The sequence below is a fragment of the Maribellus maritimus genome (genome assembly GCF_022267315.1).
GTDB classification, from domain to species: Bacteria; Bacteroidota; Bacteroidia; order Bacteroidales; family Prolixibacteraceae; genus Draconibacterium; species Draconibacterium maritimum.
The window spans coordinates 59879-83235 of sequence record NZ_JAIKLE010000006.1; the positions used below are offsets into that span (position 1 = coordinate 59879).

The 23357-nt window shown below is 39.1% G+C and carries 14 protein-coding genes; all 14 read right to left on the bottom strand.

The genetic code is table 11. The features are described 5' to 3' along the window. Positions 1-146: 146 nt before the first annotated feature. The 14 genes from trpA to K5G00_RS07440 all read right to left on the bottom strand — a co-directional run bounded on the left by trpA (position 147) and on the right by K5G00_RS07440 (position 23283). The gene (trpA, locus tag K5G00_RS07375; protein WP_238765494.1) at positions 147-929 is read right to left on the bottom strand and encodes a tryptophan synthase subunit alpha; all 783 of its coding nucleotides are present in this window, start codon (positions 927-929) and stop codon (positions 147-149) included. Positions 930-1047: 118 nt separating this feature from the next. Then, complete coding sequence (gene trpB, locus K5G00_RS07380) at positions 1048-2229, bottom strand: tryptophan synthase subunit beta (RefSeq protein ID WP_238765495.1); 1182 nt, start codon at positions 2227-2229, stop codon at positions 1048-1050. 72 nt (positions 2230-2301) lie between these two features. Beyond that, entirely contained in the window at positions 2302-2928 is a 627-nt protein-coding gene (locus tag K5G00_RS07385) for a phosphoribosylanthranilate isomerase (protein ID WP_238765496.1), read from the bottom strand. Between the two features lie 55 nt (positions 2929-2983). Beyond that, positions 2984-3286: a GIY-YIG nuclease family protein gene (locus K5G00_RS07390; RefSeq protein WP_238765497.1), complete on the bottom strand. Its 303-nt coding sequence runs from the start codon at positions 3284-3286 to the stop codon at positions 2984-2986. A gap of 65 nt (positions 3287-3351) precedes the next feature. Further along, a complete protein-coding gene (gene trpC / locus K5G00_RS07395) occupies positions 3352-4146 on the bottom strand; it encodes an indole-3-glycerol phosphate synthase TrpC (RefSeq protein ID WP_238765498.1) in 795 nt (264 codons plus the stop codon). 95 nt (positions 4147-4241) lie between these two features. Continuing rightward, positions 4242-5228: an anthranilate phosphoribosyltransferase gene (gene trpD, locus K5G00_RS07400; protein WP_238765499.1), complete on the bottom strand. Its 987-nt coding sequence runs from the start codon at positions 5226-5228 to the stop codon at positions 4242-4244. 10 nt (positions 5229-5238) lie between these two features. After that, positions 5239-5871 (bottom strand): anthranilate synthase component II, encoded by a 633-nt coding sequence (locus tag K5G00_RS07405; RefSeq protein WP_238765500.1) that lies wholly within the window; start codon positions 5869-5871, stop codon positions 5239-5241. A gap of 58 nt (positions 5872-5929) precedes the next feature. After that, positions 5930-7339 carry an anthranilate synthase component I family protein gene (locus tag K5G00_RS07410; protein WP_238765501.1) on the bottom strand — a complete coding sequence of 470 codons (1410 nt, stop codon included), beginning with the start codon at positions 7337-7339 and terminating at the stop codon, positions 5930-5932. Between the two features lie 390 nt (positions 7340-7729). Continuing rightward, a complete protein-coding gene (gene sov / locus K5G00_RS07415) occupies positions 7730-15238 on the bottom strand; it encodes a T9SS outer membrane translocon Sov/SprA (protein ID WP_238765502.1) in 7509 nt (2502 codons plus the stop codon). Positions 15239-15244: 6 nt separating this feature from the next. After that, on the bottom strand, positions 15245-15826 hold the full coding sequence (gene ruvA, locus K5G00_RS07420) for a Holliday junction branch migration protein RuvA (RefSeq protein WP_238765503.1): 582 nt from the start codon (positions 15824-15826) through the stop codon (positions 15245-15247). 12 nt (positions 15827-15838) lie between these two features. Continuing rightward, positions 15839-16942, bottom strand: a complete 1104-nt coding sequence (gene pdxA / locus K5G00_RS07425; protein WP_238765504.1) for a 4-hydroxythreonine-4-phosphate dehydrogenase PdxA — start codon at positions 16940-16942, stop codon at positions 15839-15841. A gap of 62 nt (positions 16943-17004) precedes the next feature. Next, on the bottom strand, positions 17005-18426 hold the full coding sequence (locus K5G00_RS07430; RefSeq protein WP_238765505.1) for a leucyl aminopeptidase family protein: 1422 nt from the start codon (positions 18424-18426) through the stop codon (positions 17005-17007). A 267-nt stretch (positions 18427-18693) separates the two neighbouring features. Further along, positions 18694-19800: an FISUMP domain-containing protein gene (locus K5G00_RS07435; RefSeq protein ID WP_238765506.1), complete on the bottom strand. Its 1107-nt coding sequence runs from the start codon at positions 19798-19800 to the stop codon at positions 18694-18696. Between the two features lie 237 nt (positions 19801-20037). Continuing rightward, the gene (locus tag K5G00_RS07440) at positions 20038-23283 is read right to left on the bottom strand and encodes a S41 family peptidase (RefSeq protein ID WP_238765507.1); all 3246 of its coding nucleotides are present in this window, start codon (positions 23281-23283) and stop codon (positions 20038-20040) included. Between the last annotated feature and the right edge of the window lie 74 nt (positions 23284-23357).

Here is a 23357-nt window from a genome sequence, read left to right on the forward strand (position 1 = left end):
AACAAATATTAACAACAGAATACACTCATGTCTTTTATTAAAGTTCTGATTACTCGTTTATTATCAAAAGCACTTAAAAAATCTGTTTCAAAACATACCTAAAAAGTCATATCGTATTATTTAACATTAAAGCTAAATCTTCAATATTAGGCAGGCAAAAGTATCTCTGTTACAAATGATGAAATGCTCTTTTTGATTGTTACATTTTTATCAAAAGATTTTACAAAGGCACTTCCAATAATCGCTCCGTTGGCGTAATTGCACGCGTTTGTAAACGTTGCATTGTCGGAAATTCCAAAACCGATTAACCTTGGTTTTTTTAAATTCATTTGCTGAATCCGTTCAAAATAATCATGGTGAAAATCTTCCACTTTTTTACCTGCTCCGGTGGTCGATGAGGAGGAAACCATGTAAATAAATCCTTCAGAAGCATCATCAATTTGTCGGATTCGTTTTTCTGAGGTCTGCGGTGTTATCAGTAAAATATTGTGCAGATTATTTTTGATAAATGTGTCTTTATAATTTTCTTCAAATTCATTGAGAGGAAGGTCTGGAAGAATTGTTCCATCAATTCCAACCTCATGGCATTTCGCACAAAAAGCTTCTACACCAAATTGCAGGACCGGATTAAAATAGCCCATTAAAATTAAGGGTATATTTACCGATTTCCGAATCTCTCGGAGTTGTTCAAAAAGTAATTTTACACTTATTCCATTTTTTAATGCAACCTCGCTGCTGTGCTGGATAGTTGGCCCGTCGGCAGTAGGATCGGAAAAGGGGATTCCAATTTCGATGAGGTCGACGCCGTTTTTCTCCAATTCCTGAATGATTTGAACAGTGTCATTTAAATTTGGAAATCCAGCCGTAAAATACACCGAGAATATATTCTCTTTTTTTGTTTCGAAAAGTTGATTTATCCTGTTTTTCATTTTTCTTAAGATTAGCCCTTGAAATCTTTCCAAGGAGATTTCAACAGGCAAAATTCTTCAAATTTCAATATTTCCTTTCTTTGCCTCTCCCTTTTAGGGGAGAGGTTGGAGAGGGGTTTTAATAGCCAAAATAATTCAGATAAGTTTCCATATCCTTATTCCCGCTTCCTGAAAGATTAATAACATTAATATCATCCGGATTCATTTTGATTTTCTCCAGCGCGGCCAGAGCATGAGCCGATTCCAGTGCAGGAATAATTCCTTCTTTCTGCGTTAAAAGAAGTGCTGCCTGTAAAACTTCTTCATCCGTAGCCGAAAGAAATTTTGCCCTTCCGGTTTTATGAAGATGTGCGTGCAGAGGGCCAATCCCGGGGTAATCTAACCCTGCAGAAATGGAATACGGTTCTGTAATTTGTCCGTCCTCACTTTGCATAAGCATGGTTTTACTGGAATGTAAAACGCCGGGAGAGCCAACGGTTAAAGTAGCTGCCGTTTCCGGTGTGTCGACACCTTTCCCTGCGGCTTCCACGCCAATCAGTTCCACTTGCTCATCATCCAGAAAATGATAAAACGCTCCGGCAGCATTACTACCTCCTCCCACGCAAGCTAAAACACGTGTTGGTAATTTATTCCCGGTTTGCTCTTTCAACTGGCCTTTCATTTCGGCACTAATTATCGACTGAAATCGCGCTACCATGTCAGGATAAGGATGCGGACCGACTACCGAACCAATAATGTAATGTGTGTCTTCCGGATTGTTTATCCAGTCGCGCATCGCTTCGTTGGTAGCGTCCTTTAAGGTTTTATTACCGCTGTGAACCGGAATAACCTCGGCACCCAGCATTTTCATTTTTTTTACGTTCGGAGCCTGCCGTGATACGTCGAGTGCTCCCATATAAACCACACATTTTATTCCTTTCAACGCACAAACTGTGGCTGTTGCCACACCATGCTGACCAGCCCCGGTTTCAGCAATAATACGGGTTTTCCCAAGCTTTTGAGCAAGCAAAATTTGCCCGATGGTGTTGTTTAATTTATGTGAACCCGTGTGGTTTAAATCTTCGCGTTTTAAATATATTCCTGAACCGTAATGTTCCGACAACCGGCTTGCATAATAAAGCGGCGAAGGCCGTCCCACATAATCTTTCATTAATTGGTCGAATTCTTTTCTGAATTCATCCGACTCAATAATCTCCAGATACCTGGATTTCAGTTCATCAATATTGGTGAACATCATTTCGGGAATCCAAGCCCCGCCAAATTCACCGTAATATCCTTTTTCGTTAACCTGATATTTCATATTTGTAAAGTTGGAAGTCAGAAGACAGAAGCCGGAAAAAAATGATTCCAGACAGCATGTCTCCCAATAAAATTATTTCTTTATTTCCTCAATAAACTGTTTCAATTTTTCAATATTTTTTAATCCGGGTTCATCTTCAAAACCACTGTTTAAATCCACTCCGGCAATTTGAGGATGTTCAATTTTTTTTATTTCAGCCACGTCTTCCTGTTTAATTCCTCCGCTCAAAAAGAAAGGAGTGTTTCTGTTATATTTATCCAATATTTCCCAGTTAAATTTCTTTCCGGAACCACCGGGCAAATTTGTTTTTGTATCAAATAAAAAGTAATCGGCAATTCCCTCAAACGGTTTGGTTTTATGAAACTGGAAAGTTTCATCTACGCGAAAAGCCTTAATGATTTTTAATCCCTGATTTTTTAAAATCTGACAGGTTTTTGGATTTTCCTTGCCGTGCAACTGCACCCATTCAAAATCCAGATTTTTTGCCAAAGCCATAATTTCAAAAGCATTCTCATCGACAAAAACACCTACTTTGGGCTTTGCCGAATTGAATAAACCCGTTTGTGGATTTTCCCCCACATATCTTTTCGATGGCGGATAAAAAATGTAGCCCAGCAAATCAACCGGAAGTTCTTCAACCGCTTCCCGGTTGGAGGAAAATTTCATTCCGCAAACTTTTATTTTTAATTCATTTTTCATAATTGCAGCCTAAGATTGCTGTCATTTCGACGAGTAAACGAGGAGAAATCTGTTTCTAAAATGCATCATAAATTTCAGCATTTAAAAATTTCCACTCTGGATTAAATTCAATTATCAATTTCACTTTTTTCTCACGCCTCCATTTTTTTAATTCCTTTTCCCTTGAAATTGCATCATTAATGTCTTGAAAATGTTCATAATAAATCAGATAATGACAATTGTATTTTTCAGTAAATCCAGACAAAAGTTCGTTTTCATGTTCATAAATCCTACGTTGCAAGTCGTTTGTAACTCCAATATAAAGAACTGTTTTATTCTTATTCGTTACGACGTAAACGAAGTAATTATGGTCTCTCATTTAGTTTATTTCATTTCTTTATTTTACAGATTTCTCAGTCGTTCCTCCTTCGAAATGACAAGTTATTATTGCACCTTCAACTCCTCAATAAAATTTTTACAGGTTTTCCCCGGGTTTTCTGTTTTCATAAATGTTTCTCCGATTAAAAATCCACTGAATCCGTTTTCGCGTAAATATTGAATCTCTTTTGGACCGGCCAACCCGCTTTCTGAAATTTTCACAAAATGTTCAGGAATCAGTTTTGCCAGTTTTACTGAAGTCTCAACATCTACATCAAAAGTTTTAAGATTACGATTATTCACACCGACAATGTCAACAAAATTGTTTACTTTTTCCAATTCTTCGGCGTTGTGAACTTCCATTAAAACTTCAAGCCCCAAACTTTTTGCTTCCTTTGTCAGCATTTCGGCCTGCTTTTTTTCGAGACAGGCAGCAATGAGTAAAATAACATCGGCACCATACGCTTTTGCCTCGACCAATTGATAGGAATCAATCATAAAATCTTTTCGAAGAATTGGAATATCGGGATTTGTTTCACGCGCTTTTACCAGATTGGATTGTGAACCGCCAAAAAACCTTGATTCTGTTAAAACCGATAATCCTGCTGCCCCCGCTTCAACATACGCTTTTGTGACCTCTTCCACTTTTGCCGAGAGATTTATATCTCCTTTTGAAGGCGACTTCTGTTTAAATTCAGCAATAATTCCCGAGGACCCTTTTTTCAGCAAACTTGCCTTAAGCGAATTACATTCGCGGTCGAATCCGGGAACCTCTTTTAACATTTCCAAATCAACCACTGTTTTTTGGTGAGCCACCTCTTCTTTTTTGGCTTCGATAATTTTGTCGAGAATTGTCATCATTTTATTTTTAATCTGTCATTTCGACGAGTTTGCGAGGAGAAATCTTCTGATTGAAACAGATTTCTCACCTTCGTACCTCAGATTCGAAATAACAACTAATTTATCACTGCTTTTAATTTCTCCAGCGCTTTCCCACTTTTTAATGATTCGGCTGCAATTTTAACACATTCAATTAAATCTTTTTCAGGAAAAACAACATTCAATCCGAGCGCTGCATTGGCCACCACAACATTGGTCTGTTCATTTGTTGCTTTTCCTTCCAACACATTCATAAATATTGTTGCAGCTTCTTCTACTGAATTTCCACCAAAAAGTTTTTCAGGAGTAATTTTTTCGAACCCAAATTCGGAAGGAGAAATATTGCCCTCTTTTTTATTATTCGCAAAATGCGTGTCGGCAGTCAATGAAACCTCATCGTAGCCATCGTTGCTGTTGACAATCATAAAATTCACATCCATAGTTTTGTATACATTTTTGTAATGGTTGAAATTTTCATCGTTGTTCACACCCAGCAACTGATATTTTGGCGAAGAAGGATTTATCATCGGGCCTAAAATGTTGAAAAAAGTGGGCACTTTTAATGCGCGGCGAACCGGTGCAATATGTTTCATCGCCGGGTGAAAAAGAGGCGCATGCATAAAACAGAAATTTCCTTTATCTAAATCGGTCTTTAATTTTTCAATATCGTTGCTGAATTTATAGCCCAAATATTCCAGAACATTCGAAGAACCGCTTGTTGAAGTCGCTGCATAATTTCCATGTTTGGTCACGTTTACACCGGCACCTGCAATAACAAAACAAGCCAGCGTTGAAATGTTAAAAGTATTTTTTCCGTCACCACCGGTGCCAACAACGTCAATCGCGTTATAATCATCGAGGTTAGTAATAACGCTCAATTCAGCCATTGCCTCACGAAAACCGGCTAACTCTTCCGATGCCAGCGGACGCATTTTAAAAACAGTTAGAAAAGAGGCAAACTCAGCATCACTGTGTTTTCCATTTCCAACCTCCATTAAACTTGATTTTGCCTGCTCGCGAGAAAGTATATTTCCTTCAAAAAGGTATTGTAATGTATCTTTCATTTTTTCAAAATTAGCTGTTCAACCAGTTTTCAATCATTTTTTCGCCAAGCGGTGTTAACACTGATTCCGGATGAAATTGTACTCCCTGAACGTCGTATTCCTTGTGTTTCATGCTCATAATAAAACCATCATTATCATAGCTCGTAACTTCGAGGCAATCCGGCAATTCCTCCTGTTGAACAATCCATGAGTGGTATCGCCCGACCTCCATTGTTTTTGGTAATCCTTCGAAAAGCACCGATTTTGTTTCGGTTAATTCCACCGGGGTTGCAATGCCGTGCAAAACCCTGCTCATATTATGAAGTTTGCCGCCAAAAGCCTCGCCAATGGCCTGATGTCCCAAACAAACACCCAGTATGCTTTTTTTCGGTGCGTATTCTTTAATAATATTTAGAAGAAGTCCTGCTTCTTCAGGAATTCCAGGTCCGGGTGAAAGTACTATTTTATCGTACTTTTCCAAATCTTTCAGGGCAATTTCGTCGTTTCGGAAAACATCCACCGGCAACCCGGAAATTTTTTTGATTGCGTGCACCAGGTTGTAGGTGAACGAATCGTAATTATCGATTACTACGATACGGCCTCCCCCGGCCCCTCCAAAGGAGGGGAGTGAAGAAGTTGTCCTTATTGAATTATTATTTTTCATATTATTTAAATTTTTTCTTTTCTCTTTTCCCTCCTTAGGAGGGGTTAGGGGAGGCTTCCTAATTAATTTCCTTTGCCATTTCGATTGCTTTTTTGAGCGCAGCCAGTTTGTTGTTCACCTCCTGCAACTCACTCTCTTCTTGAGAATCCGCAACAATTCCAGCACCTGCCTGGTAAAAAAGTGAATTGTTTTTACTCAGGAAGGAACGAATCATAATTGCGTGATTTAACGTTCGGTCGAATCCCAAGTAACCAATGCAGCCGCCGTAGTACCCACGGTTTTGATTTTCATATTTATCAATCAATTCCATGGCTTTGTATTTTGGTGCTCCGGAAAGTGTTCCGGCCGGAAACGTTTCGCCCAATACTTTTATCAGGTTGGTATCGTCGGTAATTTCACCCGAAACCTGGGAAACCAAATGAATGACATGTGAATAGAACTGGATTTCACGATAAGTTTCTACAACCACATGGTTGGCATTACGGCTTAAATCGTTTCTGGCCAAATCAACCAGCATAACATGTTCTGCATTTTCTTTTGGGTCTTTGCTCAGTTTTTCTGCCAGTTCACGGTCCTGCTCATCGTTTCCGGTACGTTTAAAAGTTCCGGCAATGGGATGAATGTATGCTTTATTGTCTTTAATGCGCAGTTCGGCTTCCGGACTTGAACCAAAAATCCGGTAGTCGCCATAATCGAAATAAAAAAGATAAGGCGAAGGATTAATGGAACGCAGCGAACGATACACATTAAAATCGTCGCCTTCAAATTCCTGTGAAAACTGACGACTTAATACAATCTGGAAAACGTCGCCACGGTAACAATGTTCTTTCCCTCTGGTTACCATGTGTTTATATTCTTCATTGGTAATGTTGGAAGTCTCGTCTCCAACCGGCTTAAATTTGGTGGTTGAAAAATTCAGATTCACCAGCAAATGATGAACATAGTCCATTTGCGACTTTTCGTCTTCCAAAAGATTTTCTACAATGTGAATAATGTTTTTGTGGTGGTCGATGGCAACCACATACTTATAAAAGCAATATTTTACTTCCGGAATTTGGTAATCTTCCTTTTTTGTGGAAGAAAACTTAATGGTCTCAAAATGCTGAATGGCATCGAAATTCATGTAGCCAAACAAACCGTTGGCGGGTAATTCAATTTTATCAGATTCGACATTGAATGTTTTGAAAAATTTGTCCAACTCATCATCCAATTTCTTTTCATCTGAAAGTTGGAATTCTTCATTTTTACCATCGGGAAGTTCTTTCAGGACTTGCCTATTATTCACCGTAAAACAAGCTACAGGACTAAAACAGATGAAGGAATAAGCATTTTCATTCCCATGATAATCCGAGCTCTCCAAAAGAATAGCTTTCGGATAAAGCGTTCGCAGTCGCAAATAAATACTTACCGGTGTTACGGTGTCAGCGAGTATTTTCCGGACGACTGGTTTGTAATTTAATTTTTTCATTGTATCGTTTTTAATTTTTGTCTTTTCAAAATTTGAACTAAAAAAAAGGCTCACCGTGATTCGATGAGCCTTTTCTCTGCCTTTTGAGCAATAGCATTACTTCTCTTCACGGTTTTGTAAAAAGTTGCTTTGCCACCACCAAATATTTTTATTTATCAATTTCATTGTCTATTCTTAAAATAAAAAAACCTGCTCTTTTAGGAGCAGGCCTTTTAAATATTTTGAAAAATACCAATATGGCTCTTAACTCCTAACTTACGTAAGAAGACCCCACCACGGAAGCCATATTGTATTTAATTTTTTCATTCGTTTTTCTTAATTCGATTCAAAAGAATAAAAAATTTTCAAATTATACAACCATCCGCTCCCAAAAGTTTAAATAAAATAATATTACTGCGTAAGTGTAAACCTGAAACTCAATCCAAAATTAGTTGTCGATGTTTTATAGGATTGCGAGATAAACGGATCGTTTAAAACTTTATCAAAGAAGACTCTCAGCTGGAAGCGATCGCTCAATTGATAATCAGCAGTAGTTTCAATAGAGAAAGTACTTTGTCCTCCAGTGATCTGGTCATCGTCTTCAACCAATTTGCGTAGAACCGTTTTGTTTTTACGATAGGAAAAATCGGCTCTCAGGTTAAGATCGTTTGAATAAGAACGCTGTGAGTTTTTGGTTTTGATAATTAGATCCATGTGTGTAAAACGGTATCCCATTCCAACAGTGTATTCGTTACTCAGGACTTCTGTCAACTGGTTATTTGCAAAGGACAAGGTCATGTTTCTGGTCCTTCTAATAGCAGCGCGGCTGGTATAATCGTTCACCCAAATAACATCAACGTCAATTAACGGGCTGAATGTTTCAACGATACTCACGGAATTAAAATCGTAGGGCGAAATGAAGTTATCAGCCATATCGCGAATGTAACTAAATCCGTCACCTTCTTCCGAGTAGTTCAGATTGGTGATGTACGAACCAACAGTATAGCTCGAATTATAGGCATGCGAAAAATTAAGTGATTGCATGATTTTATTTAGTCCCGGAATTTTTGAAACCATACCTTCATACTGAATCTGCCAGTTTGGTCTGATATATTTTATGGAAGGGAATAAGCCAAGAGAAACTTTTTCCGGATCTTTATTTTGGTAAGCGGCTAAAAATGCCGGTACTAAAACTTCTACCGAAGTTGGCCCGTAACCGTCCTTGAAATTAGGATTATCAGGATGAGATGCAGTTGGATCGTATCCAAAACCATTGTTTGGATTCCGTTGTGCAGCGAGTCTTCTCGATATTATTGAACGATATTCCTTTAGATTTTCAAATGCCTGCGACTGGTGGACTTTCTCTTTACCAATGGCAAAAAATGCAGTTCCCCATGTTAGAGTTGACATACTAAAGCTGCCACTCTCCGTTAAACTATTTGCTCTAAACCTGTTTGACGAGGGATCGTAATTATAAAATTCTGTGATATTTTTTGAAAACGAGCGATTGGCATTTACATTGATACGTAAATCCGGTAACGGTTCAATAACAGCCCTGATGTTAAAACGTTCGTTTTGAGAAAATGAATATGGATTATTTAAAGTAGAATCGGTAGTTACCCAACCGTTTTGTGCTGCTGTTTGTCCAAAATTTCTGTCTTGCCACCCTATAAGGAATGGCATTCCGGGAGCAAATTCAGTTGGAATACTGCGGTTAAATATATCCTGTTCAGGAGTATACCTACCTGCCCCCATAAATGTTGGTTCAGGCAAATATCCAGGAAGAACGGTTCCTCCATTTTTAGAATAGGTTACCTGAATGGTTCGAACACCAATCAGCATTCGTGTAGTGAGATCCAGCACATCTTTCAAAAATGACTGATCCCCCGGCTTCCCTGTAACAGAAATCATTGCCTGTGAAGCATCGCCAAGGGGAGTAAACTCGATATTATTTACGTCAACAACATTTACCCTTCCGCGAACTACTTTGCCATCAACACCTGTGGCAACCACCTGCACTTTTTTTGTGTTTAATTTATGGTTTATTTTTTGCACCTTCTCTGCGACCAATTTTACATTGGCTGTAAAAGTTTTCTTTTCGTTATTGCTCGGTTGCTGATTTGCAGCCTGGTTTTGAGAGGATCTGCTGTTTCGGTTCAAACTGTATCTGCTCCGGCCGGTTCTTCTGAATTTTTGGTTTAATTCCTGAAAGTAAGGTACTTTATTGTACAGATTGGTTAAATTCATATTTCCCATAAACTGCCAGCTGCCTGAGTTTTGGATTATATTTCCAAGATTGATGGTATCTGCTGTTATTGGTCCGGCCTGCCAGTTATAGGTTCCGGTATAACGTACACTTGAACTCAGGAAATTTAAAAATTTTATCCGGTTTAACGGGATTGTATACTGTGCGTTTAAAGTATGGCCATAAAGTGTAGGACGTCCCAAATCCCAGAGATTCTGCATAATTGAATCTTTTTTCATTTGATAATCATCCTCATTCCGGTTTAACCTTCCTTCCGGTTCATCAATTCTTGCTGTGCTGTTTGAAGAAAAATCGACTTTTAAAGAACGGGTTACATCGTACCTTACATCCAAATAACTGTTTAAAAGGAAATCTTTTTCATAAGTTGCCGGCAAAATCAGGTTGGGATTGGTAATATTTCTGCTTTTTGTCTCGTGATATAAACGATACAATTCTGCCCTGTAAGAAATAAGTGTTGGCAGTGGATAAAAATTGAAGTCGCCAATTAAACTTAACGGGCCTTTATTCAAAAAGCCAATTTTATTGAATGGCTGAATAAGTTTTGGCCTGTTGTTATAGTTATAAGAAAACATTCCACGGTAGGTTTTACTTGTGTTGTATTCCGTGTTAATGTCTCTTCTGTATATTTCGTTATAGGAATAAGAAACCGAGAAGTTTTCAGGATCCCACAGGTGTGTTTTTGTTCTCTCCCTTTGTGGTTCCACCCTTACATTTGTGAAGTTGATACTTTTCCGGGTAATAACATCCTGAGATATGTGCTTTAATGAATCTTTTTCCTCATTTGTATCCAGTCTGTCAAGTGATTCATCCAACTCGATATCCGGCTCAAGCGGATTGTATTTTGGTGTACTTACACTTTGCGAATATCCGTAGTACATTGGCAGGCGAACGCCTGTTTTTTCAGGAAGAAAACGTCCCAAATCGATAGAAGAAGATACATCAAATTCGGTAAGGTCATCTTGCGGGCGACTGTTCATATTCTCGCTGATTCCCCCAAATCCCGCAGTACGTGTACGGCCTGCAACCGTAACACTTCCCAAATCGGCCAAGCGTGTAGTGACTCTCGCATTGGCAGCCCAGCCACCACTTTCATCAAAATCAGTTAAACGTAGTTCATTCGCCCAAACTTCAACTGATTTTGGTCCGGTGTTTAACTGCCCGCGTTTATTTCGAATCCCCATCATAACAACCTCAACATTACCCAGGTTGGGGCTCCCTTTTACTTTTACAATGTTTTTTCCGTTGTTTCTGTCCAAATGATTGGTTTCGTATACATCCTGCAATGTTATACTGGAACCGGCTCTTCTTAACTCGTCGTTTCTATCCAGTTTTGCGTTGGTAAATAAATCCAAAGGTATATCAATCCGGTTTTCATCCGGCCAAACAATGTAGCGATCTGATTCAATTGTTCCGTTGTATCTTCCTTCAGGTGTTAGTTTTAAAGGAACTTCATATTCGTAGTAGTTATAATTATAGTCGGAACCTAAACGAATAAAAAAGTAGAGCTCGTCATCTTCTAACGGGTAGTCTTCCAATTCTTCTGCATGAACTTCCAGTTTTAACCTTTTGTATCTTCTGAAGTCCATATAAATTGATTTATAAGCAGCTTTTGAAACACCTTGTTCTAAATCGGTGACTTTCAGTACCATCGACTGCTCATTTAAATTTCTGAGTTGTGGGTTGGTTGGGTCAATAACGCGGGAAATTCCCGGAGGCAGTATATAGTTAACAGGTTCGCGGCTTCCGTTTTCTTCTATACTTACCGCAGAAATATCAAAACTTGCATTTCCTGAAACTCCGGTATCATCTTTAAATTCTTTTGTATAATTACGCCAGTCTGCCCTAACCAAATCGAGCGATGCAAAACGTAACACTACAGGATCCTGAAATTGTGTCAAAAACATCCTCAGGAACCGAATGGATTTGAAATCGTAAATATTACCAACTGTTTGGTCAGGTTGATGAACCGGAATTTTGAACTGATACCATTTTACTTCGCCAATCTGGCCATTTTTAAGCTGAACCCGGCTTTCCTTTATATCGTTAATGTAGTTTTGTCCAAGTTGCAAATCTCCTGGCCGGATACTAACCTTGTACTGATAATATCTTTCATATTCATTTAGTGTATTATCATCGTTAATATCTTCAATGTCGGGAATGGAAGAAGCAGAAGTTGGATACGATTCGTCCGACATTTCAGTCGTTGGCGAGTTATTTTCTGGTCCGTTAAATTGTTTATACCGTTCAAGAATTCCAAGTTGCTGTTCGTCGTAATCTGAACCGCGGAAATAATGGAAGTCATCAGAAGAAGGGTCTTCCAAAGCCCTTTCATAAACATCCTGGCTTACATGAAGACGCAACTCTTCCAAATATTGCTGAAAGAAAGTCCGCTCGTCAGCGTTGCCTAATCCATCAAAACCAATATCCTGATACTGACGCGACTGAGTGTCATTGTCAAACGCATTTACAAGTGATTGCAGGGTTGAAACACGTCCCCATATTGTTGTGTCAACATTTGAAACAAGTCCGGTTGTCGGAAGTCCGTTTTCAAACGACTTTCTTGAGTCTTTCAGCACATCTTCCGAAATATCACCCAAGTTGAAATACAAATCTCCACCTTCCATCTGATTCATTGTATCATTTACAAAAGGATCCATCATCCAGAACTCAATAAACTGAATATTTGCTGTTTCAAAATCGTTGGTTTCTATTTCGCGCATGATACCTCCCCAGCGTGATTCAGGAGATTTTAACGTTCCATCCTCGTTTACTCCGGCAGAGTGGGAAGAAGGTTCTGTATCATAATTGTACGGACCGCGTTCTTCAGGATAAAAAGCCAGATCGAAAACAGCAATATTTGTAGGTTGCCCCACTACCGTTTCTTTGTCGGGGAAAATTTCATTTTCAAATACTTCGCGAACCAGATGATTTGACTGCAGATTTTTATCATTTTTAATATGAGTCGGTGTTAAACTGGTATTTCTTAAAAATAAGGGGTCGACGATGTACCATGCCAGTTTTGCCCTGTTATATCCGTATTCAAGAGAGTTGTTAACCCTTCCCTCCGGGAATAAATCATCTTGTAACTGCGGTGTACTGGCCAACATCCACGACTGACGTGTTTTTAAGCTAATCGCTGTTTTCGTTCCTTCAAAATCATCGATGTAAACTGTACCGCTTTTATCAATTACATTTGAATGCCCAGGTAAAAGCTGTGCAAATTCACCTTCAAAATCGATGGAAGAAGGAGCATTGGTATTGTAAAAGGGGAGTGCATCAACTGCCTTTGTAAGAAACTTACTTTCGGAAGAATAGTTTGCGTCCAAACCTAGCATTAAATTTGATATCGGATCCTCTCCGTAATCCACCTTTTGGGTTAAAGGCCGTTCATGCATATAAAGTGCGGTGGCACCAAGATTAAAATTATCGGAAAATGCATAATTTGCATGGGCTCCCATCAATGTCTTTCTTTGCATGGTAAACAGGTCTTCACTCTCTGTTGTAACACTAATGGGGGTGCCTGCATTTAGTAGAGCCTGGTTAATAATTTTAACACGACCGAGTGTATAATCCACTGTATAATCCACATTCTCGGTGAGTGTTCTTCCTCCTGCAGTTACAGTAACTCCGCCCTGAGCGAGATTTAATGTATTCAAAACAATATCGGAACTTGATGACCCCTTATAACTTCCTGAAAGTACAAACTTATTATGCTCAGCATCTTGCTCGGCATATACTTTAGTTGAGTCATAAAGCGACTGAAAAGCATATTTATCAACAAGAGCAGGACTGTTGATTGAATCTGCCAGATGGCTGCCAAATGGTTCGAGTACAGGAAATATAATCCTGCCATTGGAGGAGTTTACAGTAATTCCTTCAACATAGTCAAAGATACCGTCTTTATAGGGATCCTTTTGTTTGTTTAATTTATCCAGATTCATTACCTCCAGCAAAATATGTCCTTCCAGCCGACCTTCGGGGAGGTAATTGATGTACGTACCAGTTGAATCGTTCATGTACATCACATTCAGTTCAAATTCTTCGCTACTCAGTTGATAAGCATTCAGGTTGTAGATGTTTTTCATCATCAACTTCCAGGTCGGCAGTTTAGGTGTGAGGGTAGTCCCTTTTAAAAGTTTAAGGATCAATGTCTGGGGAGCACTAACACCATCTGTTGAGAACTCTCCAACCTGGAAAGTCTGGCCGTTGGACGTATAACTAAATGCCACTGCCAGAACTTCGTCAGCATTCAGAGCCGAATTCAGTGAGATGTATCCAAGATTATAATTAATGGTATACTCGCTTTCATTCAGTTTGCGTGCCTGTTCTATTTTTTCAAAATCCTGTCCTCCAACAAATCCGGAAGCAGAAAATTGCGACATCACCGATGTAATATTTGCGGCTTCTCTAATTCCGTTATAGGTATTTGCCATTTCGTAATAAAGGCCATTTGCGTTACTGTGTGGATACATATTTTCCGGGTAGGGTAATCCACCAATTTCCTGGAAAGCAGGTACTGTATTATAAATGTTTTCTCGGTGTTCTCCTAAATCCTGAAAAGCCAGGATATTTCTCGATTCGTCGAAATTGCTTGATTTATTGGTAACCCAAATTTCTATTTTATTAATGTAAATGGGCGACCGCGGCACGGCGGTGTTACGCAACCACTCATCATAATGATCTCTGAAATACTGGGCAAGAAAAAAGTGACGGTTTGCATCGTAATCGACCGCCGAAATTTCAAAAGTTGAGATTTGTGCTCCACCTTCTGTTTCAACAGTTTGAGTTTCTCCCTTGCTTTGCGAAAAAAGGGTTGTCAGCGAGAGCCTTCCAAACTGCATATCGGCTTTTACACCAAATAAATTCGACGCACCGGTAATTAAAGTACCATTTAACGGAAGTGAAACATTCCCCGCTTCAATTCGTTTTAAAATTTCATCTTCGTCACCGGTGTATTCAAGATTCATTTTATTTTCATAGTCGAAGGTAGCTTCGGTGTTATAATTCACCCGCATATTCATTTTTGTACCTATCTGACCGGTAACATTCATCTGAATTTTTTCATCAAAATCAAATGTTGGTACTTTTCTTAGGCGTTCAGGAATAGAGGGATTATCAGTAGTATTCATCTGGTACCCAAAGCTTACCTCCACATAACCCTGTGGTTGAATATTTACTGTATTTCCCCCAAAAATCCGGTTAAAAGCTTCTCCGCCAATTGTTAACTTTGGAATAAGCCCTCCCTGTGTTTCCATATCCTGAATCCTGGAGCGTTGCTTCCAGTAGTCACTTATTGATTTTTCAAAGTCGTAGTCAATATAATCATCCAGCGACATGGTTTGCGGCAGACGGTAATTTAAATCGCCTATTTTTTCATAAAAAACATATTTACCGCTAATTGGATCGTATTCTACCTCGTAACGAATGTTACGGGGCTTATTCAAAAATAATTTTGATGAATCCTGTTGTGTTTGCCCAAATGCCGGCTGATCCTTAAAAGGAAAAGGAAGATCCGATGTGGTGTCAACCGTAACCGTATCCTGCAGCTGCAGAGATACATCAACCACAAAAGTACTTTCACTGAAGCATTTTTGAGTAACGGTTAGAAAAAGAATTGTTATTAAAAAGTAGAATATAGATTTAGTAAATTCCATCCCTGTTTATAACCTTTTTAACGCCTGTTTTATCACGCTCTCGACTGTCGCCTCCGGTTGCTCCTGCAAAATTTTAGAAACTGCTTTTTCTGCCTCTTTTTTGGTAAAGCCAAGCATGACTAATGCAGATAACGATTCATTTCGTATAGTATTGTTTGGTACTAATAAAATTTGGCTGGTTTCGGAGATTTTCCCAAGCTTATCTTTTAAATCAATTATTATACGTTGTGCTGTTTTTGCTCCAATGCCTTTCACCGCTTTCAATACAGCAACATTCTCGGTTGTTATTGCCGATACAATCTCTTCACTGGATAAAGAAGAAAGCATCATAATTGCAGTATTTGCACCAACTCCGTTTACTGAAATCAGGTTCCGGAATAAGTCACGTTCATTTTTATCTGCAAATCCATACAGAATATGAGCATCTTCCCTCACTACCTGGTGAAGCAAAATCTTTGTTTCTTTTTTTCCATTTAACTTGCTGTAGGTGTTAAGCGAGATGTTAACAAAATAACCAACGCCGCCGGCTTCTACAACAATACTCGCCGGATTTAAATCAGCAACTGTACCTTTAATAAACTCGTACATTGAAAAACAGGTTTAAAGCGTTTGATCATCTTCCGCCTCAATATCTACACTTTCGTCTACCTGGTTGGGATTGATTTCATATTTTTTGAGCGGATTTTTTGAAATCTCCTCGTAAATTTTACGGTTTTTGTAAATATCAATTGCCAGGTATAAAGCCTGTCTGAATGATTCGGGCGATGCTTTATCCTCTCCAGCTATTGAATAAGCAGTTCCGTGTGCAGGCGAAGTACGGATAAATGGCAGTCCGGCTGTGTAATTTACTCCCCTGTCAAACGAAGCCAGTTTAAAAGGAATTAGTCCCTGGTCGTGATACATGGCCAGTATGGCATCAAATTTTCTGTAATCTTCAGTTCCAAAGAAACCATCTGCCGGATAAGGACCAAGCGCGATAATACCTTCTTTTTTTGCCTGAATTATTGCCGGGAGTATAATGTCTTTTTCTTCAGAACCCAATAACCCGTTATCTCCGGCGTGCGGATTTAATCCAAAAACGGCAATACGTGGTTTGGTTATGGCAAAATCCTGCTGAAGGGAACGTGAAATGATACGGATCTTATTCAGAATAATATCTTTGGAAAGACTTTCAGAAACCCTGGAAAGCGGCATGTGTGTAGTAACAACTCCTACCTTCATGGTTTCGCTAACCATTAACATGATGTAATCTTCAGAATTAAATTTTTGAGCTAAAAACTCTGTATGCCCCGGAAAATTAAAATGATCGCTCTGGATGTTGTCTTTGTTAATTGGTGCTGTTACCAAAACTTCGATATACCCTTTCTCTAAATCAGAAGAAGCGCGATCCAATGCCATAAACGAAGATTCGCCGGCGATGGGTGTTGATTTTCCTAACTCCACCCTTACATTGTCGTCGATACAGTTAATGATATGAGCCCTTCGGGGACTTGCTTCTTTTGTTGTTCGGATATGATTAAAACTGAGATTTTCTATATTCAGTGCCTTTCTGTGATAGGCCGCAACTTTTGGGGAGCCATAAACAATAGGCGTGCACATCTCCAAAATTCTTGGATCAAGCAGCGTTTTCATAATTACTTCATATCCGATGCCGTTGATGTCGCCATGTGAAATTCCGACCCTTATTATATCCTGTTGTGTCATCTTATTATCTTTTCATAATGAATGGTTTCTCTTTTTTCTAAAAGAGGGGCAAAGTTACGTTTTTAATTGAATTTTTTCAAAAAGTTATAAAGCAAGCGCACACCCTGTCCGGTACCACCCGCCGGACGATAGCCATCTTTTTCAAAAAGGAACGAAACCCCTGCTGAATCCAGGTGTATCCAATCATAAGATGTAAAATGTTCCAGAAACTTCCCTGCAATTGTCGACTGCGCCTCGCGAGCACCTAAATTATTCAAATCAGCGATTGCCGATTTCAGAGGTTTTCCGTATTCTTCCCACAAAGGAACTTCCACAATTCTTTCGTATGTTTCTTCTCCTGCTTCCTTTAGCTTTTCCATTTTTTCTTTTGTATTTCCCATCCCTATAGTTCCATGAGATCCTGCAACAATTTCGGCTGCTCCGGTTAATGTCGCAATGTTGATGACCAGCTCCGGCGAATATTTTTTTGCATAACTCAGTGCATCGGCCAAAATGAGTCGACCTTCTGCGTCGGTATTTTTTATTTCAACGGTTGTTCCGTCAAACATCGTGATTACATCGCCGGGGACATATGCATTTCCGTCCGGGCGGTTGTCTGTTGCAGGAATCAATCCAATGACGTGCACCGGTAACTTATTCTTTGCTGTTGCATAAAGTGTTGATACAACAGTGGCAGCTCCGGCCATGTCGCTTTTCATATAATCCATCGATTTTGGGGTTGGCTTTAAACTCAATCCGCCTGTATCGTATACAACCCCTTTCCCGACTAAAATTACCGGTTTTTTATTTGTTGCATTTTCAGGTTTCCATTCCAAAATGTTAAACGTTGGTGGATCGATACTTCCTTTATTAACAGCTATTAATCCTCCCATTTTCAAACTCTGTATTTTTTGCTTGTTGAAAACTTCAACAGAAAAACCAGCGTCTTCGCCTAATTTTTCCATTTCTTCGGAAAATTGAGTTGCCGTTAAAAAAGAAAGCGGCTCGTTTACCAAATCCCTAGCAAAAAATACCGCTTGCGTAAGGTTTAATAACTCATTTGTTTGTTTCGATGTCGTTTCTTGGTCAAAAATGAAAACCTCTTTCAAAGTAAAATCATCCTTTTCTTTTTTGTATTTTGAAAATGAATAGCCGGAAAGAAGAAGCCCCTCGAGAAATGCAACCATTAATTCAGGTTCACAAAAATTTAGTAACTGAACCGATTCTGTTTTTTCGGATTTTAAGGCATCAAAAAGTTTAGAACCGGCTAAACGAGCTGCTTGCAGCCTTAAGTGCGTTTCATTTGTATCCCTTATCTTTCCAAAGAATAGAATCTCGGGATATTTATAAACAACACACTCATTCTCCTTCTCCAATTTTTTCTTTACATATGAAATTTCATTTTCTGCCAAAAAAGAAAGTGAAAGCTTGTCTGGATTGCTCAATATGGTGGCAGTTGAAATTTTCTCTGTTAATTCTGTGATTTTAGTGACTACTGGTTGCATCCTATTTTTTTGCTAAAAATAATACAATAAATTGTCAACACATACTTTGTTAAACAGGTTGTGCCAGCAATTATATAAGTGCTTGAAACAGTGTTCGGTTTGCAGAGAGTAGATTTTGATAAAAAATTATTTATGTGTCAGGAGAATCTGAGAAATCTTTAGCAAAAAGAATTATTCCTTGGTTTTTCTATAGAAAAGATCAAACCCGTTTTTTGAAAAGAAAGAACAAAGTCGTTGAATAATGGAAAAGCAGAAAAGAGACGTGTTTTAGTTCTCATTCCTCAAACAACGTACTGAAAAGGCATAGTTTTTAGGTGCTGAATTAAAACGCCCAACATTATCTGCGTCTTTATCCAAAGTTCTTTGCCAGGCTTTTTCACTGCCACTCTCTGTGGATGTCCACAAATACTCAATCTTATCCAAATAACTGTATGTCTTATCACCTTTCATTCTGCCTGAAAGAAGTGCATCAAACCCTGATGAACCACCAAATTTTAATTTGGCTCCAACATCTGCACCACGCCAGGTATTGCTCTTATCTGCGTCCTGCCGTGTCATTCCAAGCGCCATCTCCAGAATTTTATATTCTTCATCGGTAGGAATATGCCAGCCATCGGGACAAATTCCCTGTGCGCCATCTTCTGTAAAACCATTCATTGCCGCCTCCCATGTATACAATCTTCCATAACTTCCCGCCAAAGAGTCCTCGTTCCGATATACAAAACTTTCTATTTCTTCACCTTTGGCGGTATGTTGAACTCTTAAATTCTGTTTCATCCAGGTTTGGGTTCCAATTGTCACCGTGCCGTAACTGTTTCCTTCAGCATCAACAATAAAATCTCGCAGGGAGATGGTTTCGGTTTTAGTTAATCCCAAATTATCGGTTACGGTGACAGAATAGAGGTTAGCACTTAGGCCGGAAATGTCTTTACTCTGTGATCCTGTGGACCACAAATAGGAATAAGGAGGATATCCTCCTCTTACAGTCAGAATAACAGAACCGTCGCTTCCTTCGTTTGTCGTTGGGTAATTAATTTCGTATCTCAAAATTATGGAGTCAGGATCAGGTTGTAATACTTCTATGGTGTCTGCTTTTATCTGGTGTAACTTATCGGTAACAATTATAACATAAATACCGCCGTCCAAACTGTCAATATCTTCTGTAACTTCTCCGTTTGACCAAAAAAAACCATAAGGGGGAGCACCGCCTGTAACTGACAAATTTATAGCTCCATCATAAGCTGCATAGGATGAAACATCAGTAACAATATAACTTAATTCAATTGGACCGTTCCCAATCATTTTTTCTTTCTGGCACTGAACTATAATGATTACCAGAAACACAAACAGGAATATTTGAAATATTTTTTTCAACTATTTTTTAGCCTCCTTTTTTTTGAGCTAAAATACAAAATTAAGTTTTGGTCCTTCTATTGTAAAAAATTAGCTCGAAAAATATATTTTTAATTATTTCGCAAAAGAAATAATTAGTCATAACAGAAAAATATAAAGCTAGTTACCGGTAAAAATGTGTATTATTTTTTGAGCTTAAGATTATATCAATAGGCTTTAAAAGGAAGAGGCAGGAAATTTTTCCTTTCCTGCTTCTTTTTATCTGTTATATTCAACCGATTTATCGGGTAATGGTGGGAATTCCGGAATGGTAACCGGTTCTTCTTTCATTTTCTTTTCCAGGAATTGAATAGCAGCATCCAGTTGGGCATCTTTTCCGTTAAAAGTCTCATGTGGTAAATTATCAATTACGATATCCGGTTCAACACCATGTCCTTCAATCAGCCACTCTCCTTCTTCAGAATAAACACCCATTTCAGAAGCAGTGGCAATTCCATTATCCACCAGGCGGTTACTTGAAGTCAGCCAAATTTCTCCTCCCCAGGTACGGGTACCAATGACTGTTCCAAGGTCCAATCTTTTAATTCCTTCAGAAAATGCCTCTCCATCGGAAGCCGTTGATTCATTACACAAAACAACGATATGTCCGCGAAAAGCATATTGCATATTCCAATACGGGCTGCCGGCCCGCGACTGCCAATAAAACCAGGCTTTTCGGAGCAGGCGGCTCAATATCCAGCTATCAATATTCCCACCGCGGTTATTGCGGACATCAATAATTAGTCCTTCACGATTAAATACCGGATAGTACCCTTTTACAAACTCCTGAAAATTGCCACCACTCATCGCGCGCAGGTGCAGATATCCGATTCTGCTGTCGCCTTTGTCTTCCACTTCAAGCCGCCGGGTATATTCCCATTCGCAGTATCTGAGATTGGCATCTGCACTCATGCTTATTGGTTTTACAATTTCGTCGTATGTTTTTCCGGCACTGTTTTTTAGCGTTAAACGTACTTCTTGTGCAGCCTTTTCATTCAACAACTGGTTAATATGCCCTGCCTTCAACACATCAACACCATTTACTTTTGTAATGATATCGCCTTCTTTAATTTTAAGGTGAGGTTCCGAAAGCGGAGAGCGTTCTTCGGGCAAATCAGGTTCTCCGTTAAAAATATGTTCTATTACATACCCTCCTTTTGAAGTGTTCTTTTCTAACCGGGCTCCCAAAGAAGCAGGTTGAATATCTTCATCAGCTTCGCGTTTCTCGCCACCCCCTACAAAGGTATGAAGTGCCGATAGCTCTGAAACCATATCTGCCATCAAATCATCCAGCTCGTAACGGTCAGTAAGTCTGTTTACCAGGGGGAGATGTCTTTCCAGAACGGCATCCCAGTCCACACCATGCATATTTTTATCATAGAAGTAATCTCTTTCCAAACGCCAGGCATCAAGCATCATTTGCTTCCAGTCTTCCACCGGATCAATTTTGAATGTCCAGTCCTTCAGACTTATTTTTGCGTCCTTTAAATCGGCCTTTTTCCCATTGGCATCAGTAACATAAATTCCGTCTGATTTACGAATAAGTAGCTTTTTACCATCACCCGAAATTTCGTACCCGGAAACCTTATCAGTAACTTCAACTGGTTTGTTGCCTTTTTTATTTGAAATTTCGAAACTAAATAATTTCCTGTTTCTACGGTCGTCGACATCACTCTGAATCCAGTACAGATATTTATCCGTTACTGCCAAGCCCCCAATGTTATCAGCAGGAACAGGAATTTCATAAAGTCGAGTTATCGCTTTTTCCATGTCAGGGGCTGGCATTTCTTTGACTGACTCTTTTTTGTCTTTTCCTTCCTCCTTTTTTGGATTCAACTCATTGTTTTCAAGGAAAGGTGAACGAATGGTGTCGTTTAGCGCCAACATATAAATTTTGCTCGTTTTATTATAAAAAGGCTCTGGCTGACGTGGTCCCCAAGGACTTCCAACTGATGTGTTAAATGTTCTGTCGGAAATAAAATAGAGCCAGTTTCCATCGGTACTAAAAACAGGATTATAATTTTCAAACCGGTTTGTTGTCAGATAATACGACTTTCCATTTTCAACGTTCAGAACCTTAATCTGCTCAGCCTGATTATCTGCCGGATCGGTATAGGTTAGCCACTTGCTGTCAGGTGACCAGGCCAGATTACCAAAACCACCAACGTTGTCCAAATCAATTTGTTTTGTGGTTTTCTTTTCGACATCACACAATTTCAGCGCATAATCTTTTTCGGTGTAAACAACGTATTTCCCGTTTGGCGACGGCAGGAAATTCATAATCAAAACATCACTTCCTTTTGTTAATTGCTCCGGTTTTGAAAACCCGTCTTTGGCGGTTTTCCAAAGTTCCATTTCTCCTGATTCATCGGAAAGAAAAAAGATCTCATCTTTTCCGCCTCCAAATTGCGCAAGTTTATAACGAATACCGCTTTTTCGGGTGATTTCAATCCAACGGCCACCGTCTGCCGGAGCAGTAAAAATTCGTCCTCGCGAGGTTAAAACAACATTTTCTCCTTTTTCCGAAATATCCACTGCCTGAATCTTTTTTTCGGGTTCTTCCACCCAAAAAGGGCGCTTTTGGTCGAAATCGGAAATCAAAGAAATATCAAGTAAACTTTCTTCTCCGGAAGCGATATCAAAAACAAAAAGATCTGCTTTTTTTTGATAAATTATTTTTCCATCCTGAAGTTTCGCATTTTTTAAGTCCCAGCTTACCGACTTTGTAAGTTGGTTCAAATCTCTTCCATCGGGTAGCATCGACCACAAATTCATTGTTCCGTCTCGGTCGGTAAGAAAATAAATTTTTCCGTTATAAAACATAGGATTCATACTGGTTCCGGCATAATCTGCTGTTAGCGGGACCGCTTCATTTGAACCATCAAACTTCCACAGATTCTGAGCTGTACCTCCCTTATATCGTTTGGTAAAACTTGATTGTTTTGCCAGTCTTGTAAAATACAAATTGCCCTCATTGTCAAATACCCCTTCATCAGCCTGCGCCAGAGGAACTCTTTCATACTCCAAATTGTCAGGGTCAATCAAAACCAGCTGTTTGCCGGGAAGGGTATTAAAATAACTGGTGGAAACAATCAGCTTCCCATCTTTTGTCCAGTTGTACAACACCGGGCCATTTCTTCCACTCAGCCCTTCAAAGGTAATTCGCTTTGGAATACCCCCTTCCAAAGGAATAGTGTATATTTCTGTCGGACCATCGTATTCAGCATTAAATGCAACCGATTTCCCGTCGGGAGATATCGCTGCGTTAGATTCCATTCCATGATGCGTAGTTAGCCTGTAACATAAATTTGTTTCTTGGTTGTATTGCCAAAGGTCACCTTCAGCCGTAAAAACAGTGTAATTTTTGTACAATGTTGGAAAGCGGTAATATCCTTTTTCCTGTGCAAATACGTTCAAAATGAGAAACGCAAGTGCAAGTGTCAGAAGCGACTTATAAATGTTCATTGAATACTGATTTAATTATTACTGGAAAATATACTCCAAAGTAATAATTAAGGCAATAAAATACAAAGTTGTTT